A 17,285-nucleotide genomic window follows, 5' to 3' on the forward strand; every position below is an offset into this window, starting at 1 on the left:
GGTCTGGGGTCGCTCTGGGCCACGCCCCCACCCGCCGGGGGCGGCGTCCCCCTGCGGGCGGGGCGGGTCCCGCGCGGCGGGTTGTCCCCCCCCCCCCTTCCTTTCCCCCCCCCCCCCGCCGATGGGCCGATCTCCCAAGTGATCCAGGCCGCGGTCGACACCGGCATCGCCGTCGCCGCCCTGGAGGATGCCAAGCTCCACGCCCGGCAGTCCCGGCCCTGGATCGACAGCGGCCTGGACCATGGCTGGCAGGATCCCTACACCCTCGCGGCCATCGGCGACCTGGAGTGGCGGGTACACGGTGCCGAGGAAATCCTCACTCGCGCGGCCCAGGCCATCGACCAGGCCCTGGCCAGCCCGGATGCGGACAGCGTCGCCCAAGCCTCGCTGGTGGTGGCCCAGGCCAAGGTGCTGTCCACCGAAAGCGCCTTGCTCGCGGCCAGCAAGCTGTTCGAACTGGCCGGCACCCGTTCGGTATCGGCCAAGTACAACCTCGACCGCCACTGGCGCAATGCCCGGACCCACACCCTGCACGATCCGGCCCGTTGGAAATACCACCTGATCGGCAATTTCCTGCTCAACGGCGTCAAGCCGGCCCGCCACGCCTGGAACTGAAGGACAGCCCCATGAATGCCTTGACCCGACCCGATACCCCCCAGGACGCCCTGGCCCGCAATGCCGAGCAGTTGCAGCGGGCTCGAGGCCTGTTGCAGCAGACTCTCGCCTACGTACGCCAGCACGCCCGGCCCTGGCCGGGCAGCGGCTTGGCGCAGGCCAGCCAGGACCCCTACGTGATCAGCCGCTTCGGTGACCTGCAGGTCCGCATCGAAGTGGCCGCGGCCCTGCAGGAGCGTGCCCAGCGCCACTTGCACGCGGAGCAGGACCCGGCCCAGGTCCGGGTCGCCCTGGCCGAGGCGGCGATCGCCATCGGCGAAGCGTTGCTGGCTGCCAGCAACGCCGAGTTCGAACTCACCGGCCAGCGCAGCCCGCAGCCCTCGACCCTGGACGACCCGCTGCGTTGGAAGTACCGGTTGATCGGCAACTATCGCCTCAATGGCGTGTTGCCTGAAGGCTCGGGAGGGCTGCCTGATGCCCCGTGAGATCCGCCTCAACGCTTTCGACATGAACTGCGTCGGTCATCAATCGCCCGGGCTCTGGGCCCACCCCCGGGACCGCTCCTGGCAGTACAAGGACCTGGAATACTGGACCGACCTGGCGCGAATCCTCGAGAGGGGCAAGTTCGACGGGCTGTTCATCGCCGATGTGCTGGGCATCTATGACGTCTACAACGGCAACGGCGAGGCAGCGATCCGCCAGGCGGCCCAAGTGCCGGTGAACGATCCGCTGCAACTGATTCCGCCCATGGCCCTGGTCACCGAACACCTGGGGTTCGGCCTGACCGCGTCGCTGTCCTTCGAACATCCGTATCCTTTCGCCCGGCGTCTTTCCACCCTCGATCACCTGACCAAGGGCCGGGCCGGCTGGAACATCGTCACCTCGTACCTGGAGAGCGGTGCACGCAACATCGGCCAGCAGGCCCAGACCGAACACGACGCCCGCTATGACTACGCCGAGGAGTACCTGGAGGTTTGCTACAAGCTCTGGGAGGGCAGTTGGGAGGACGGCGCGGTGCTGCGCGACCGCGAGCGGCGGATCTTCAGCGATCCAAGCAAGATCCACGAGATCCGCCACCAGGGCAGGCACTTCCAGGTACCGGGTATCCATTTGTGCGAGCCCTCGCCGCAGCGCACCCCGGTGCTCTACCAGGCCGGGGCCTCCAGCCGGGGCAAGCAGTTCGCCGCCGAGCAGGCCGAATGCGTATTCGTCGCGGCGCCATCGAAGGTGTTGCTGAAAAAGACCGTGGCCGATATCCGCCGTCGCGCCGCCGAGGCCGGGCGCGACCCGTCGAAGCTGCTGATCTTCAACCTACAGACGGTGATCCTCGGCGAGACCGACGCCCGGGCCAAGGCCAAGTTCGAGGAATACAAGCGCTGGGTCAGCTACGAAGGCGCCATGGCCTTGATCAGTGGCTGGACCGGCATCGATTTCAGTCGCTTCCGCCCTGACGAGCCGCTGCGGCATGTGCACACCAACGCCATCCAGTCGGCGGTGGAAGCCTTCTCCACGGCGGACCCGAACAAGGTCTGGACGCCCCACGAGCTGGCGGACTGGGTGGGCATCGGCGGCTTCGGCCCGTTGTTCGTCGGTGGTCCCGAGACCGTGGCCGACCTGTTGCAGGAGTGGGTCGAGGAAACCGACGTGGATGGCTTCAACCTGGCCTACGCCTTGACCCACGAAACCTTTATCGACGCAGTGGAACTGCTGGTGCCGCAGTTGCAGAAGCGCGGGGCGTACAAGACCGACTATGCGCCAGGCACCCTGCGCGAGAAGTTGTTCGGCGCAGGCCCCAGGTTGCCCGAGAGCCATCCGGGCAGCGCCTGGCGCAACCTCGGCACGCAACGCCAGGGGGTAGCGGCCGCCGAGGCGGCGCGGCAGCGGCCGGTCGCGCAGCGGTGGTAGTTCGCAGACTGCGCCAGCGGTTACAGGAGGCCAGGGAGCGGTCATGGACAGGTACGAGTCGCTGCGACACTGGGCCCGGGTGCGGCCCTTGGCCAACGCCCTGCGCCACAAGCGCCGGGGCCGTTGGCATGGCTGGCGCTGGATCGATGTACTGCGCGATGCCGAGCGCCTGGCCGACGGCTTGCGCCAGCATGGCTTGGGTAGCCAGTCGCGGTTGCTGTTGAGTGGACCATTCGAGCCTGACCTGCTGCTCCTGGCCCTGGCGGCCCGGAGCCTGGGGGCCGAGGTGGCGAGCCTCGACGACCAGCTGCCCAGCGAGGCCTTGCGTCAATCCCTGTGGCGCCTGCGGCCCAGCCATGTGTTCATCGGCAGCGGCCGGCAATGGGCTCGCTGGCAGGCCGCCGTGCACCGCGGTCCTGCTCCACGGTTGTTGATCGTCAGCGCTCCCGGGGACCTGCCCCGGAGCACGCATCCCTCCTGGCTGAGCTTCAGCCAACTGCTGGGAGGCGCCGATGGTTCGCGGCGCCAGGGGCGTCGGCGCTGGTCTCATGCGGCGGTGCAATTGTGGAGCGAGGAGGGGACCTGCTGGCAGGGCGGCCTGGAGGTGCTGCTCGAACACTGGCTGGGTAGCGGGCACAGCCTGGCTTTTCCCGAAAGCCCGGGTTCGGCGGCCCGCGACCGGCGGGAAATGGCCCCCAGCGACTTGCTGCTGTCCCCCCAGGGCCAGCAGGGCCTGCAGGACCAACTTGCGGCCCTGTTGGCCGGCTGGCGTCGTTTCTGGGCCCGGCCCGCAGGCCAACCACACCATGTCCTGGCATGGTTGCTCGAACGCCAGGCACGGCGCTTGCTGGGTGTTGGCCGCCTGCCCAATCCCCGGGGGCGCTGCCGGGTTGGATCGCCGGGCTCGAACGTCGCCCGCCATAGCGCACGGCAGCCCGTCCTACTTTGGTATTGCCTGGCGGACCAGGGCCCTTGGCGCGCCTATCATCGTACCGGGGGATGTTCCCGGTGCCGGGCCAGGCATTACCCTGCTGCACGGGAACGCCCATGCCCACCCGGGAGCAGAGTCCCGGCCAACCCTGACCGCGAGCACTTCATGAAGCAGACCCCTACCGGGCAACCGGACCCTGCCCCCCGCGATGCCGAGATCCTGATCATCGGCGGCGGCCTCAGTGGCGCCTCGCTGGCCGCGCAACTGCTGCGCCAGCCGGGGTGGCGTCGCATCCTGGTGATCGAGCCCCGGGCCGAACTGGGCCGGGGCGAGGCCTACAGCGCCACCGAGCTGGGTCACACGCTCAATGGCAACGCGGCGCGCATGAGCATCGACCCGGACAACCCCGACGACCTGACCCAGTGGCTGACCCGGCATATCGCCGAAGGCGGCTGGCCCGAGTCGGCCCTCCAGCCGGTGCCCATCAGCGAGCTCTTTCCGCCCCGGGGGTTGTTCGGGGTCTATGTCCAGCAGCGTTTGGCCGAGGCCCGGGCGCTGGGCCTGGCGCAGGGCTCCTCGGTGGAACATGTGCGCAGTGAGGTGGTGGACCTGCAGCATAAGGACGGCGGGATTTCGCTGGTCCTGGCCGATGGGCGCCAACTGCAGGGCGCGCTGGCGGTACTGGCCACGGGCATGTTCCCCGCCGCCCGTACCCGGCAAACCCATTCCAGCGGCCTCAACGCTGCCGCCCTGGACCCTTGGGATGTAAGCGCCATGGCGCGCCTGGACCCGATGTCCAGGGTGCTGATCATCGGTTCCGGGCTGACCATGGTGGACGCCGTCGTGTCCCTGGAGCAGGCAGGGCACCGCGGTCCCATCGACGTGTTTTCCCGCCATGGGCTGCTGCCCCATGTGCGGCGCCAGCCGCCGGCCTGGGTCGATTTCCTGGACCAGGACCCGGCTATCCGCAGCCCCCGGCAATTGCTCCACGAGCTGCGCCGCCAGTGCCGCCAGGCCCTGGCCCAGGGCATCGACTGGCAAGCGCCGTTGGACACGGTGCGGGCGCATATCCCGCGCTTGTGGAGCCAGGCCAGCGATTGCCAGCGCCGCCAGTTCGTGCGGCATGTACGACCCTGGTGGGAGAGCCATCACCATCGTTCGCCGCCTTTGAGCGATGAGCTGGTGAGGCGCCTGCATGCCCAGGGCCGTTTGCGTATCCATGCCGCCAGCTACCAGGGGCTGGAGCCGGACAGCGAGGGCCGCCTGGCGATTCGCTTGCGCTATCGCGGCAGCCGGGAAAGCACGCGGGTGTCGGGCGATGCCTTGATCAACTCCAGTGGCATCGAGTACGACTGGCGCCGGGTGGACCGGCCCTTGCCCCGGCAGCTCCTGGCCCGGGGCCTGGTGCAACCGGGGCCGTTGGCCCTAGGCATCAGTGCCGAGCCCGACGGCGCGGTGCACGACGCCCAGGGGCGGGCCAGCGAATGCCTGTTCGCCATGGGCCCGCCATTGCGCGGCCTGTGGTGGGAAAGCACCGCGGTCACCGATGTGGCCCTGCAAGCCAAGGCCCTGGCCGTACGCCTGGCGGCGCTGTTGTAGGCGCTGGAGGGCATTTGGCTTGGCGTGATGAAGGCCTCGATCTGGTCCGGCAGCGGTTACAAGGTGATCCAGCGTTGCTCCCGGGCGGCGAGGCGGATCGCGGCCGCCAGCCGTTCCACTTCCCAGGCTTCCTGGAAGTCGGTGCCGTCCCGCCCCTGGCCGCACATCGCCATGAGCAGCTCCTGCACTTCCAGGGTCTTGAGTTCGTTGTAGCCCAACTGGTGCCCCGGCGCCGGGCTGAAGGCCGCGTAGCCGGGCAGGGACGGACCGGCCAGCAGGCGTTGGAAACCCGGTTGGCCGGCCCGATACAGGCGCAGTTCGTTCAGGCGTTCCTGGTCGAAGGCCAGGGTCCCCAGGGTGCCGCTGATCTCGAAGGCCAGGTGGTTCTTGTAGCCGTGCTTGATCCAACTGCTGCTCACGCTGCCCCGGGTGCCATTGGCGAAGCGCAGCAGCGCATGGGCCTGGTCGTCCACGGTGATGGCGCGGCGTTCAGGGGCGCCGGCCCGAACGGGGCGCTCCTGATGCACGGTGTGGGTATCGGCGCACACGGCGGCCACCGGCCCCATGAGAAAACGCGCCATGGCCAGCAGGTGGCTGCCCAGGTCCGCCAGGGCGCCGCCCGCCTGTTGTGGGTCACAGCGCCAGGTCCAGGGTGAGTCCGGATCGGCCATGAAGTCCTCGCTGAATTCGCCCTGGAAACTCACCAGTTGCCCCAGCTCGCCATTGCCGATCAGCTCGCGGGCCAGGACGATCAACGGATTGTGCTGGTAGTTGTAGCCGACCCGGGTCACCACCCCGGCCGCCTGTGCGGCTTGATGCATCTGCCGGGCCTGTTCGCTGGTCACGGCCAGGGGTTTTTCGCAGTACACCGCCTTGCCCGCCGCCAGGGCCGCCATGGCCATGGGAAAGTGCAAGTGATTGGGGGTGGTGATCGCCACCAAGCCGACCTGCGGGTCATCGATCAACTGGCGCCAATCCGCGTGGGCCTGGGCGAATCCCCAGGCCCTGGCGCAGTGCGCGGCGCGTTGCCCATCGGCATCCGCCAGGGCCGCCAGGCGCGGGCGCACCGGCAGTTCGAATACCGCACCGACACTGCGAAAAGCCAGGGCGTGGGCGCGCCCCATGAATCCGGTTCCGATCAGCCCAACGCCCAGTTCATCCATCGCCGCACCTTTAGAGTTGTTGTGGTAGGGACGGCTATTTATGGAATAAAAATTCTCATATTTCAATGTAGAGAATAAATATTCTTTTTGTGCGCCCCCTGTAGGAGCGAAGCTTGCTCGCGAGGGTCGTTAACGATGACGTGGATTGCCGGACGGAACGCGGCGTCTCGGGTTCATCGCGCGCTATCGAGCGTTCACCGGCTGCTCCTACAGGCTCGTGCCAGGCATGAAAAAGGCAGCCCGCAGGCTGCCTTTTTGTACGGCGCAGCTCGCTCAGGACAGGAAACCGCCATCCACGTTCAGCGCGGTGCCGGTGGTGTAGCTGGAAGCGTCGCTGGCCAGGTAGAGCACCGCGCCGGCCATCTCGCTCGGGTCGGCCACGCGCTTGAGCGGGATCTGCGCCAGGGCGGCGTTGCGGATGCTGTCGTTCTTGACCAGCGCCGAGGCGAACTTGGTGTCGGTCAGGCCCGGCAGCAGGGCGTTGCAGCGGATGCCGAACTGTGCGCATTCCTTGGCGAAGACCTTGGTCATGTTGATCACCGCGGCCTTGGTCACCGAGTAGATGCCCTGGAACAGCCCCGGCGATACGCCGTTGATCGAAGCCACGTTGATGATGCTGCCGCCACCGTGCTCGCGCATCAGCTTGCCGGCTTCCACCGACATGAAGAAATAACCGCGGATGTTCACGTCCACGGTCTTCTGGAAGGCGCCCAGGTCAGTGTCCAGCACGTTGCAGAACTGTGGGTTGGTGGCGGCGTTGTTGACCAGGATATCCAGGCGCCCGAACTGCTCGCGGATGGCGGCGAACACCTGCTGGATCTGCTCCATTTCACCGATGTGGCAGGCGATGGCGGTGGCCTTGCCGCCGGCGGCGACGATGGCCTCGGCCACTTGCTGGCAGCCTTCGAGCTTGCGGCTCGAGACGATCACATGGGCGCCTTGCTGGGCCAGCAGCTTGGCAATGGCCTCACCGATGCCACGGCTGGCGCCGGAAACGAATGCGATCTTGCCGTCGAGGTCGAACAACTGAGTCTTGGACATGGTTTTTCCTTGTTGGGCGGTCAGGCGCCGGGGCGCACTCAGAGGCTGGATTTGCCGATGACTTGCAGGCTCATCTGCTCCAGCAGCTTGTTCATGTGGATGAACTGCGCGAAGCGTTTGTCCTGGGTCTGGCCGTGGTAGAAGCGGTAGTAGATCTGCTGCACGATGCCGGCCAGGCGGAACAGGCCGTAGGTGTAGTAGAAGTCGACGTTGCCGATCTGGATGCCGGAGCGTTCGGCGTAGTAGTCGACGAACTGCTGGCGGCTGAGCATGCCCGGGGCGTTGCTCGGCTGGCGGCGCATCAGTTGCACCGGCCCCGGGTCGCTGGCCTCGATCCAGTAGGCCAGGGTGTTGCCCAGATCCATCAGCGGATCGCCCAAGGTGGTCAGTTCCCAGTCCAGCACGCCAATGATCTGCATCGGGTTCTGCGGGTCGAGGATCACGTTGTCGAAGCGGTAGTCGTTATGCACGATGCTCGAGGTCGGATGGTCGGCGGGCATCTTGTCGTTGAGCCAGGCCTTGACCACGTCCCATTGCGGGGCATCGGGGGTCAGGGCCTTCTCGTAGCGATCGCTCCAGCCCTTGATCTGGCGCTGCACATAACCTTCAGGCTTGCCCAGGTCGCCCAGGCCGCAGGCCTGGTAGTCGACCCGATGCAGCTCGACGAAGCGGTCGATGAAGCTCTTGCACAGTGTCTGGGTGTGGCTGGCGTCGAGGTTCAGTTCCGCTGGTAGGTCGGAGCGCAGGATGATGCCCTTGACCCGTTCCATCACATAGAACTCGGCCCCGATCACCGATTCGTCGGTGCAGTGCACATAGGCCTTGGGGCAGTACGGGAAGCCGTCCTTGAGTTGGTTGAGGATGCGGAACTCGCGGCCCATGTCGTGGGCCGACTTGGCCTTGTGGCCGAAAGGCGGGCGGCGCAGGACGAATTCCTGCTCGGGGTATTCCAGCAGGTAGGTGAGGTTCGAGGCACCGCCGGGGAACTGGCTGATCCGCGGCGTGCCGGTCAGGCCGGGAATCTGCGCCTTGAGGTATGGGTCGATCAGAGCGGCGTCGAGTTCTTCACCCGAGCGGGTGCGGGTGGACTGGTCTGTAAGCGCCATGCTTATCCCTTCTGCTTATTCTGGAGGCCAGAGATCATTGACTAATCTAATGTGCCCGCTGGCCCCCCACAATCTTGGCGGGCCTTTATAGGTGCGAGTGTTGCCGGGCAATCATTGTTTTTGATACAGGCGTTTGAATCGCCCCAGGGAGCATAGCCGTCAGCCGGGATTCAGCTGCGGTTGGGCAGCGGCAGGGCCAAAGGGGTCAGCAACGGCTGGCCACTGAAGTGGGCCAGCAGGTTGCGCCCGACCATGTCCACGGTGTCGCGGCTGGCCTGGGGCGACAGACCGGCGACATGGGGGGTGAGCACCACGTTGTCCAGGCGCTTGAGGCGTTCCGGCACCTCAGGTTCGGCGTCGAACACGTCCAGGGCCGCACCGGCGAGCCGACGTTGCTCCAGCGCCAGCAGCAGGGCCTCGGTGTCCACCACGCTGGCCCGCGCCACATTCACCAGGAAACCCTCGGGCCCCAGGGCCGCCAGCACCTCGTGGTCCACCAGGTGCCGGGTCTCGGCGCCACCAGGGGTGGCGATCACCAGCAGGTCGACGTCCCGGGCCAGTTCCAGCAGGGTCGGGCAAAAACGATAGGGCTGCTCCGGTCGCGGCTGGCGGCCGTGATAGCTGACCTGCATGTCCAGGCCCAGGGCACAGCGCCGGGCGATGGCCTGGCCCACCGCGCCGAGCCCGAGGATGCCCAGGTGCATGCCGGTCAATGATGGGCGTGTGACTTTCGGCCAATGCCCCTGGCGCACCGACGCGTCCGCCTGGGGAATGCCGCGCACCAGGGCCAACAGCAGCGCCAGGGCATGGTCGGCCACCGACGGGGCATTGATCCCGGCGCCAGTGGTCACGGCGATCCCGCGATTGCTCGCCGCTTGCAGGTCCACCTGCTCGTAGCCGGCGCCGATCACGCAGATGATCTGCAACCGGGGCAGGGCATCGATTTCCTGTGCGCTCAGGCCCAGGGGGCCACGGGTCAGCACGGCGTCGATCTGCCCGGCGTGGTCGGCGATCGCCCGGGCCCGGGCAGCGGGCGTCTGGGCCAGGATCAGCGCAAAGCCCAGCGCTTCGAGCCGTGGCAGGTAAGCGTTGAAATTTTCAATCAGGACCAGGACGGTGGCGGGCATGGCGAACTCCTTGGGTTATCGAGGCAGGGTTTGCCGCAACTGGAAGATATTGCCTTCCGGATCGATGCCGTCGCAGACCCTGGCGCCCTTGAACTGCCATTCGCGTTCGGGTTCGTACAGCCGCCCGCCGGCACGGGCGGCGCGTTGCCGGGCCTGATCCAGGTCGCTGATCCAGAACACCGGCTTGCAGGCAGAGTCGCTGCGGGGCAGGGGAGGATCTTGCAGGACGATGCGCGCGGCGATCGCCGCCGGTACCTGGATCAGCGTCAGCTCCATGCCCTGGTGTTGCAGTTGCAGGTAGTCGGGCTGTCGCTCGCTGACGGGCCAGTCCAGCAGTGCGCTGTAGAACCGCGCCAATGCCTGTGGATCAAGGCTGTAGAGCACGAAGCCGGCAACACTCATGGGCAACTCCCGTCAGACGATGGCGAAGGCTCAAGGGTGCGCATTAGCCGGGCCTTTGGCAATGCCCGGAACAGCCGTTGCCGGGGAGTGGCGCCGCGATCGGCGCGTCCCGGGCAGTGAGGGCCGGATCAGAAGGCGACGTCGGCGGTCGCGGCGAGGGTGACGAAGGCGCCGTCCAGGGTGGTGTTGTGATGATCGATGATCTTGCGCGCCCCCAGACATGGGGTGTCCATGCAGGTGTGGGCATCCGCCACCAGCAGTGCGGTAAAGCCCAGGTCGCCGGCGGCGCGGCAGGTGGCATCGACGCAGTACTGGGTCTTCATGCCGACGATCACCAGCTCGCCGATCTGGGCCTGGTGCAGGCGCTCGGCCAGCCCGGTGCCGGTGAAGCAGTTGGGGCGGGTCTTGTCTAGTACGCAGTCTTGCTGCTCGTCCACCTCCAGGGTCGGCAGCAACTGCCAGAACGGACTGCCGGCGGCGATGGGCGAGTCGGCGGCGCCGGTATGGCGCATGGCGAAGATCGGCGCTGCGGCCTGGCGGGCGCGGCGGATCAGTTGGTTGATGTTGTCCAGGACCTGTTCGCGCTGGTAGGGCTTGTCCGGTCCGTTGAACAGTCCGACCTGCATGTCGATGACCAGCAGGGCGCGCTTGGCGTTGGTTAAAGGCATCTTGTCTCTCCTTGTTGTGCCAGCCGGACGGAGAAACAAAAGGCCCCGTCCATTGCTGGCGGGGCCTTGGTTGTCACTGTGCTCGCTTCATCCTGCACAGCCACCACACGACCCGCCGGAGGCAGTCGTGGTGTAGATGGTGGGGATGAGCGGATAGGCATTCATGGGTCCGATCATGCCGTTCGTCGCCGACGCCTGTCAATGCAGGCGCAGGTGAGCCTGGATTCGCCGGGGATGAGGCGATAAGTCGCTTTGACGGGCCGTTCGGCACCTGCGAAAAAGCCGCAGGACCAGGGAGAGGGCCGGGCCAGACGCCTTGCGACAAAAACGGACATTATTGCTGCAACGCAGGTGCCATTCCTCCGCTGAGTCTATGCAGCGCCCTTGGAATCCCGGACAATCGCGCCCCCTCTGTTGGCTCGGGGTTCTGTCTGTCGGGTATTCCGACGCGCCTTCGAGCCAACGGCAAACGACCGGAATGTGGAGATCCCACCGGATGAATGATCAGGCCAACAGCGTTGATCAACGCTTTGAAACGGCGGTCCCAGCGACCCTGAGCAGCTGGAATCGCCAAGACACCACTTGGATGCTGGGCCTGTTCGGCACCGCCATTGGTGCCGGTACCCTGTTTCTGCCCATCAACGCTGGCCTCGGCGGCTTCTGGCCGTTGCTGATCCTGGCGTTGCTGGCCTTCCCCATGACCTTCTACGCGCACCGCGGCCTGACCCGCTTCGTGCTCTCCGGACGTGACGGCGCCGACATCACCGAAGTGGTGGAGGAACATTTCGGGATCAAGGCCGGGGCCCTGATCACCTTGCTCTATTTCTTCGCCATCTTCCCCATCCTCTTGATCTACAGCGTGGCCCTGACCAACACCGTCGGCAGCTTCATGGAGCACCAGCTGCACATCGTCCCGCCGCCGCGCGCGGTGCTGTCGCTGGTGCTGATCCTCGGCCTGCTGGCGGTGGTGCGCTGTGGCGAGCAAGTGATCGTCAAGGCCATGAGCCTGATGGTCTACCCGTTCATCGTCGCCTTGCTGTTCCTGGCGGTGTTCCTGATCCCGCACTGGAACGGCGGTATCCTCGCCGCCGCCGGCGACATCCCGGCGCCATCGGCCTTCCTGCATACCCTGTGGCTGGCGATTCCGGTGATGGTGTTCTCCTTCAACCACTCGCCGATCATCTCGGCCTTCGCCGTGGACCAGAAGCGCCGCTACGGCCAGCACGCGGAGCAGCGCAGCTCGCAGATCCTGTCCCGCGCCCACCTGCTGATGGTGGCCATGGTGCTGTTCTTCGTCTTCAGCTGCGTGCTGACCCTGTCGCCGGCCCAACTGGCCGAAGCCAAGGCGCAGAACCTGTCGATCCTGTCCTACCTGGCCAACCACTTCAGCAACCCGACCATCGCCTTCGCTGCGCCGCTGATCGCATTCGTGGCCATCGCCAAGTCGTTCCTGGGCCACTACATCGGGGCCAGCGAAGGCCTCAAGGGCTTGATCGTCAAGAGTGGCCGGCGCCCGGGCGCCAAGACCCTGGATCGGGTGACCGCGGCCTTCATGCTGGTGATCTGCTGGGCGGTGGCGACCTTGAACCCGAGTATCCTGGGCATGATCGAGACCCTGGGCGGCCCGGTGATCGCGGCCATCCTGTTCCTGATGCCGATGTACGCCATCCGCAAGGTGCCGGCCATGGCCCGCTATCGCGGCCAGGCGTCCAACGTGTTCGTGACCCTGGTGGGCCTGGTGGCCATCACCGCACTGGTGTACTCGCTGGCCTCCTGAGGCCGGGATTGCCTGGCGCTACACAATAGTTGAAACCAACGCCGCCGGTGCTGCCCAGCCCCGGCGGCGTTGTCATCTCGGGCGCCGGGTTTCGGCCAGCTGCCGTGGAGGGCTAGAAGCGCTCAAGCCGATAAGGCCTCGGATCGACCACGGGCCTGGTGGCACAGATCAGGTCGGCGGCGAGTTGCCCGGCCGCTGGTGCCGTGCCGAAGCCGTGGCCCGAGAAGCCGCTGGCCAAGGTCAGGCCGGGAATCTTCGCGACAGGGCCGATCACCGGTAGCGAGTCGGGGGTGACATCGAGCGCGCCGCTCCAGGCTTGCTTCACCACGGCGTCCTTGAACATCGGCCATGCCGCGGCCAGGTTGCGCAGTGCTTCGGCGTTCACCCTGGGGTCGGCAGGTGGGTCCAGGGTTCGTACCCGTTCGAAAGGCGATACCTGGTCGGCTCGCCAGCGTCGTCCCAGGAGGAGATCGTCGAACAGCTCGCGGCCGATGGACGGTTGCAGGTTTTGCCATTGTCCGCGCAGCGCGCCCAGGTAACGCCGCCCTAGCAACAGGCTGTCGAGCGTCAGCGGTGCGCTCAGGATGCCGCGATGGCTGATGGTGAAGCCACCGTCCAGGCGTTTGCGAAACGAGAAGTCCGGGGCGCCCACGGTGATATCACAGGGGCCTTGCAGAGGCGCGGTCCGCAGGATCGAGGCCACCAAGGGCAAGGTCGGCAGGTCGATGCCCAGGTTGCCGAGAAAACGTCGCGACCACAGGCCGCCCGCCAGCAGCACCTGCTCGCAGCGGATCTCGCCGCGTTCGCTGACGACCCCGGCGATCCTGCCGGCGGCCAGCGACAGGGTCCGTACCGCGCAGTGCTCGACGATCACGGCACCCTGTGCCATGGCCGCACGGGCGATCGCGCTGGCCGCCAGGGTCGGTTCGGCGCGTCCGTCCGAAGGTGTGTAAAGGCCGCCTGCCCAGTGACCGCTGCCGCCCGGCACCAGGGTCGCGATGCGCGATGCGCTGATCTGGCGCGAGTCCAGCGCCAGGTCCCGTACCGAATCGAGCCAGCCCTGGTGCATGGCCAAGTCGGAGTCGTTGCGGGCCAGGTACAGGATGCCGGCGCGGCGGTAGCCGACATCGGCGCCGACCCGTGCCGCCAGGCCGTCCCATAGCGAATCGGCGGCCATGGCCAGCGGGACATCGGGCGCCGAGCGGCTCATCTTGCGAATCCAGCCCTGGTTGCGCGAGGACTGTTCGCCAGCGATCCGGCCTTTTTCCAGCACGACCACGGGCGTGCCGCGTTCGGCCAGGACCAGGGCGGCGACCAGGCCGATGATGCCGCCGCCTATGACCACCACGGTGGTCGCTTCGGGCAGGTCCAGCGAGGTCTGGACCGGGGTGATCAGGGGCGCCACGACTCGTCTCCTTCAGCTTGGATATCACTCGGACTGCTGCTCGCGTCCCGGCCTCAGCGCAGGGCGGGCTGCTCCCACAGGTTGAGCCTGACGCCGATTCCGCGCTCCAGGGCATTGCGATAGACCACCGTGCCCCAGGCCACGTCTTCTACGGGCATGCCGCCCACGGACAGCATGATGATGTCGTCCTCGGAACGCCGGCCAGGCGCCTGGCCAGCGACAATCGCGCCCAGGTCCTCGAGCTGCTCGCGTCGCATCCCGCCTGCGGCGAGCAGGTCCATGAAGCGCATGCCGATCATCGGGACAGTGGCGTGGGACGGTTTGGGCACTTCGTCGTACCAGGCCTCGTAGAGCGCGGTGTGGTCCAGGACCTTGCGAATGTTCGCGGCCTCCATGGCCTGGTCCATGTTGCAGGTGGCCGGCATAGACAAGAAGGTTCCGGGCCGTAGCCACTCGCGCTGGACCGTGGGGTAGGTCGAAGGGTCGCTGACCACGCCGGAGGCGCAGAAGGTCACGATGTCGCTGTCGCGTACCAGCGCTTCCAGGCTGTCGACCACTTGCACCCGGGTGATCTGCGGGAAGGTCTCGGCTACCCAGGCCAGGAAGGCCTGGAGGTTGTGTTGACCACGTCCCTTGATCTTCACCGTGTCGATGTGCGGGCATACCGCCATGAAGGCGGCCAGCGAGGTCCGGGCCATGACGCCCGGGCCGAGGATCCCCACCACCCGGGACTCCTTGCGCGCCAAGTGCCGGGCACCAACACCGGCCACGGCACCTGTTCGGTAAGCCGACAACAGGTTGGCCGACATGAAGGCCAGCGGAGCGGCGGTATCGGGGTCATTGAGCATGAACATCAGGATCGAGCGGGGCAGGCCCTTGTCGCGGTTCTCGGCATTGGAGCCGTAGCATTTCATGCCAACCATGCGAAAACGCCCTCCCAGATAGGCTGGCATCGCCATGTAGCGGCGGTCGGCGGTGGGCTTGGGCATATCGGGAAAGGGGGAGTTCTCGGGGAACACCATCAGTGCGCCATGGGAGCTATTGTTGGCGCCCGCCATGCGGTAGTCGTTGTGATAGAGCAGGCTGAACACTTCTTCGATGGTGTCCACGCAGCTGGGCATGTCGGTCACACCGGCCCGGACCATGTCCGGTTCGGACAGATAAACAAAGTCGATCTTCGTCGAGGCGTTCATCTCTCACATCCTTTCAGGCGTTGTTGTTGTTGTTGTTGTTGTTGTTGTTGTTGGGCGGATCTTGCCGCGGTCCAGAACCGCGGTAAATTGCAAAACCGGATGCAGAATTTGCAGAATCGGCCAACACCGATTCGGTTCTGGCAGCCTGCGAGAAAGAGCGGAAACTGATGTCCCTGCGCTGTGTGCCGGTAGGGCCAGGCCGATAGGAGGAGGGCGCGATCGACTAACGCCAGGATGGCCTGCGAGGTGGGATGCGTATGAAGGAACTGCTTGAGGCAACTCATGAGTGCCGTCCGGATGCCGGTGAACAGGCGACGATCCGTACCCTGTACCTGATCACGCTGCTCAAGGCCCTGGCCAATGTGGGCCGGCGGCTGGATCCGTTGTTACGTGAGCACGGCCTCTACCGATCCCAGGCTGCGACACCCTATGAGCGCATAGCACTGGGGCGCTATGTGTCGTTGATCGAGCAGGCGGCGCAAAGGTTCGACCGGCCTTTTCTAGGCCTGGACATGGGAACGCAGTTCGGGCTCGAGGAGCTGGGACCTTTTCATACCCTGTTCAAGGCTTGCGCCAACCTGGACGATGCCCTGGACTGCGTCATGAAGTTCCAGATGCGCTGGCAGACCCGCTCGTCGATGGAGCTGGTTCGCGGCCCGCAGGTGAGTGTCTTGAGCTATCGGATCCAGGAACCGGGTATCTGGCCGCGCCGCCAGGATGCGGAATTCACCCTGTCCGGGATCGTAGGCTTGATCAAGCAACTGCTGACGACGCAATGGGCGCCGGTGCAGGTGCATTTCGAGCACTCGACAGCCGGCCGGGAGCAGCACCTGGAGCGTTTTTTCAAGGCGCCGGTGCGCGGCCACCAGGGCGCCAACCAATTGGTGGTGCTCAACAGCGATCTCGCACGCCCGTTCCCCCGGGCCGCAGGCGGGCAGGATATCGGCTTCAAACGCGTCCTGGAACGCCACCTGCTGGATTTGCTGGGGCCGGAAAACACCACGACCAGGGGGCTGGCCATGCAAGCCCGCGAACTGATCGCCCGCCGACTGGGCCGCACTGCGGTGGATTGCGATTCGATTGCCGCCGCGCTGGACCTTTCCTCACGGTCCTTGCGCAGGCGCCTGGTCGAAGAGGGGAGCTCCTTTCGCAGCCTGCTAAAGGAGGTGCGCCAGGCGAAGGCGCAAAACCTGCTCCAGGCTTGCGACATGTCGCTTTCGGCAGTGGCCCAGGACCTGGGCTATTCCGACCAGGCGACATTCTCCCGGGCGTTCAAGGAGTGGACCCGGGTCTCGCCGCGACGCTATTCCAGGCGCCACGATCAACCCAGGGCGAGCGATGTCGATGACTCGACGATCTAGCGACCCGGTTGCATTGACGGCGGCCCAGGGACTGCCTCCTGCGTTCAGGCGCAAATGCCAGAGGCTCGGCGCCGTTGCGCTTCTCGTTCAGGGGTGGCTCGGGTGGTGAAGTAGTGCCCTGGCGAGTCGCCGAAGGCGCGGCGGAACATGGCGATGAAATTACTCGCCGAGGCGTAGCCCAGTGCATCCGCGACCTGGCTGACCCGGGCACCGTGGGCGAGCATTTCCAGGGCCTGGGTCAATTGCGCTTGCTGGCGCCATTGGGCGAAGCCCAGGCCGGTTTGCGCCAGCATCAGGCGACGCAGGGTACTGGCCGACATTGCTCCCCAATGGGCCCAGTCCTTTAGGGTCCAGGTGCTGTGGCGATTGTCCAGGATCGCCTGGGCGATTTTCAGCAGACGCGGTTCGCTGGGCATCGGCAAGTGCAGCGACTGATGGGGTGCATGGCGCAATTCATCCAGTATCACCGCGGCGATACGCGCCTGCTCCTTGGTCAGTGGTGCGAGGGGATCCCAACTGGCGGCACGTTGCACCAAGGCCCGCAGTACCTCGCCGGTGCCCAGTACGCAGGGCGTGGCGCTCAACGGCTGGCAGGCCTTGGATGACAGCAGCAGGCTCCAGCCGGTCATGGCCCCGCTGACGCGGATCTGATGGGGGACCTGCGGGGGAATCCAGCCGGCGCGCTGGGGTGGCAACGACCAGGCGCCATGGGCGGTGCGCACCTGGATCAGCCCGGTCTCCACGCAGAACACCTGTCCGCGAGCATGCTGGTGCCAGTCGTATTCCCGGGTACCAAGGCGGAATTCGGCCTGGGGGCTGTCATCGCCCCGTAGAGCGATGATGTCCGGCCCTTCGCACCATTCGCTGAGATCGATCCGGGAGCTGGCATCCTGGGCATTCATGTTGAGCACTTTTCACTATTTTCTGGGTGTTTGCCGTTACCGCTGCATTGTGCCGCAGGGCACAGAATGACGTCCACACGTCCTGTGGGC

The 17,285-nt window shown here is 66.3% G+C and carries 15 protein-coding genes and 1 pseudogene; 7 read left to right on the plus strand and 9 right to left on the minus strand.

The genetic code is table 11. The annotated features are described in order from the left end of the window. The 5 genes and pseudogenes from ACK6AU_RS08190 to ACK6AU_RS08210 all read left to right on the plus strand — a co-directional run. Window positions 1-615, plus strand: a 615-nt coding sequence (locus ACK6AU_RS08190; protein ID WP_409298721.1) for an acyl-CoA dehydrogenase family protein, incomplete at its 5' end; no start/stop codon positions are given. 11 nt (window positions 616-626) lie between these two features. Further along, a complete protein-coding gene (locus tag ACK6AU_RS08195) occupies window positions 627-1,100 on the plus strand; it encodes an acyl-CoA dehydrogenase (protein WP_185699317.1) in 474 nt (157 codons plus the stop codon). Beyond that, window positions 1,090-2,520, plus strand: coding sequence for an LLM class flavin-dependent oxidoreductase (locus ACK6AU_RS08200; protein ID WP_409298724.1), 1,431 nt, complete (start codon window positions 1,090-1,092; stop codon window positions 2,518-2,520). The genes ACK6AU_RS08195 and ACK6AU_RS08200 overlap by 11 nt, the downstream gene beginning before the upstream one ends. A gap of 43 nt (window positions 2,521-2,563) precedes the next feature. Beyond that, a pseudogene (locus tag ACK6AU_RS08205) lies at window positions 2,564-2,890 on the plus strand (AMP-binding protein); the annotation flags it as partial. 726 nt (window positions 2,891-3,616) lie between these two features. After that, on the plus strand, window positions 3,617-5,050 hold the full coding sequence (locus ACK6AU_RS08210; RefSeq protein WP_409298813.1) for an FAD/NAD(P)-binding protein: 1,434 nt from the start codon (window positions 3,617-3,619) through the stop codon (window positions 5,048-5,050). Between the two features lie 56 nt (window positions 5,051-5,106). On the opposite strand, the gene ACK6AU_RS08215 is transcribed toward ACK6AU_RS08210, so the two are convergent. The 6 genes from ACK6AU_RS08215 to ACK6AU_RS08240 all read right to left on the minus strand — a co-directional run bounded on the left by ACK6AU_RS08215 (window position 5,107) and on the right by ACK6AU_RS08240 (window position 10,557). Next, on the minus strand, window positions 5,107-6,213 hold the full coding sequence (locus ACK6AU_RS08215; protein WP_409298726.1) for a Gfo/Idh/MocA family protein: 1,107 nt from the start codon (window positions 6,211-6,213) through the stop codon (window positions 5,107-5,109). A gap of 273 nt (window positions 6,214-6,486) precedes the next feature. Continuing rightward, window positions 6,487-7,254, minus strand: a complete 768-nt coding sequence (locus tag ACK6AU_RS08220; protein WP_185699312.1) for an SDR family oxidoreductase — start codon at window positions 7,252-7,254, stop codon at window positions 6,487-6,489. Between the two features lie 38 nt (window positions 7,255-7,292). Then, window positions 7,293-8,360 (minus strand): phosphotransferase family protein, encoded by a 1,068-nt coding sequence (locus ACK6AU_RS08225; protein ID WP_185699311.1) that lies wholly within the window; start codon window positions 8,358-8,360, stop codon window positions 7,293-7,295. A gap of 170 nt (window positions 8,361-8,530) precedes the next feature. Further along, the gene (locus ACK6AU_RS08230; protein ID WP_409298729.1) at window positions 8,531-9,487 is read right to left on the minus strand and encodes a 2-hydroxyacid dehydrogenase; all 957 of its coding nucleotides are present in this window, start codon (window positions 9,485-9,487) and stop codon (window positions 8,531-8,533) included. A 15-nt stretch (window positions 9,488-9,502) separates the two neighbouring features. Beyond that, window positions 9,503-9,889, minus strand: a complete 387-nt coding sequence (locus ACK6AU_RS08235) for a VOC family protein (RefSeq protein ID WP_409298731.1) — start codon at window positions 9,887-9,889, stop codon at window positions 9,503-9,505. 128 nt (window positions 9,890-10,017) lie between these two features. Then, window positions 10,018-10,557, minus strand: coding sequence for a cysteine hydrolase family protein (locus ACK6AU_RS08240; RefSeq protein WP_409298733.1), 540 nt, complete (start codon window positions 10,555-10,557; stop codon window positions 10,018-10,020). A 496-nt stretch (window positions 10,558-11,053) separates the two neighbouring features. Here ACK6AU_RS08240 and ACK6AU_RS08245 point away from each other — a divergent pair, with 496 nt between their 5' ends. Next, entirely contained in the window at window positions 11,054-12,334 is a 1,281-nt protein-coding gene (locus tag ACK6AU_RS08245) for a serine/threonine transporter (RefSeq protein WP_409298735.1), read from the plus strand. Between the two features lie 112 nt (window positions 12,335-12,446). Here ACK6AU_RS08245 and ACK6AU_RS08250 read toward each other — a convergent pair whose 3' ends face one another. Then, the gene (locus ACK6AU_RS08250; RefSeq protein ID WP_185699306.1) at window positions 12,447-13,739 is read right to left on the minus strand and encodes an FAD-binding oxidoreductase; all 1,293 of its coding nucleotides are present in this window, start codon (window positions 13,737-13,739) and stop codon (window positions 12,447-12,449) included. A gap of 53 nt (window positions 13,740-13,792) precedes the next feature. Beyond that, on the minus strand, window positions 13,793-14,932 hold the full coding sequence (locus tag ACK6AU_RS08255) for a tyramine oxidase subunit B (RefSeq protein ID WP_409298737.1): 1,140 nt from the start codon (window positions 14,930-14,932) through the stop codon (window positions 13,793-13,795). Window positions 14,933-15,189: 257 nt separating this feature from the next. Here ACK6AU_RS08255 and ACK6AU_RS08260 point away from each other — a divergent pair, with 257 nt between their 5' ends. After that, window positions 15,190-16,293: an AraC family transcriptional regulator ligand-binding domain-containing protein gene (locus ACK6AU_RS08260; RefSeq protein WP_409298739.1), complete on the plus strand. Its 1,104-nt coding sequence runs from the start codon at window positions 15,190-15,192 to the stop codon at window positions 16,291-16,293. Window positions 16,294-16,337: 44 nt separating this feature from the next. Here ACK6AU_RS08260 and ACK6AU_RS08265 read toward each other — a convergent pair whose 3' ends face one another. Beyond that, window positions 16,338-17,195 (minus strand): AraC family transcriptional regulator, encoded by an 858-nt coding sequence (locus tag ACK6AU_RS08265; protein ID WP_409298741.1) that lies wholly within the window; start codon window positions 17,193-17,195, stop codon window positions 16,338-16,340. Window positions 17,196-17,285 lie beyond the last annotated feature (90 nt).

The organism is Pseudomonas sp. KCJK8993 (assembly GCF_046230915.1).
Lineage (GTDB): Bacteria > Pseudomonadota > Gammaproteobacteria > Pseudomonadales > Pseudomonadaceae > Aquipseudomonas > Aquipseudomonas piscis.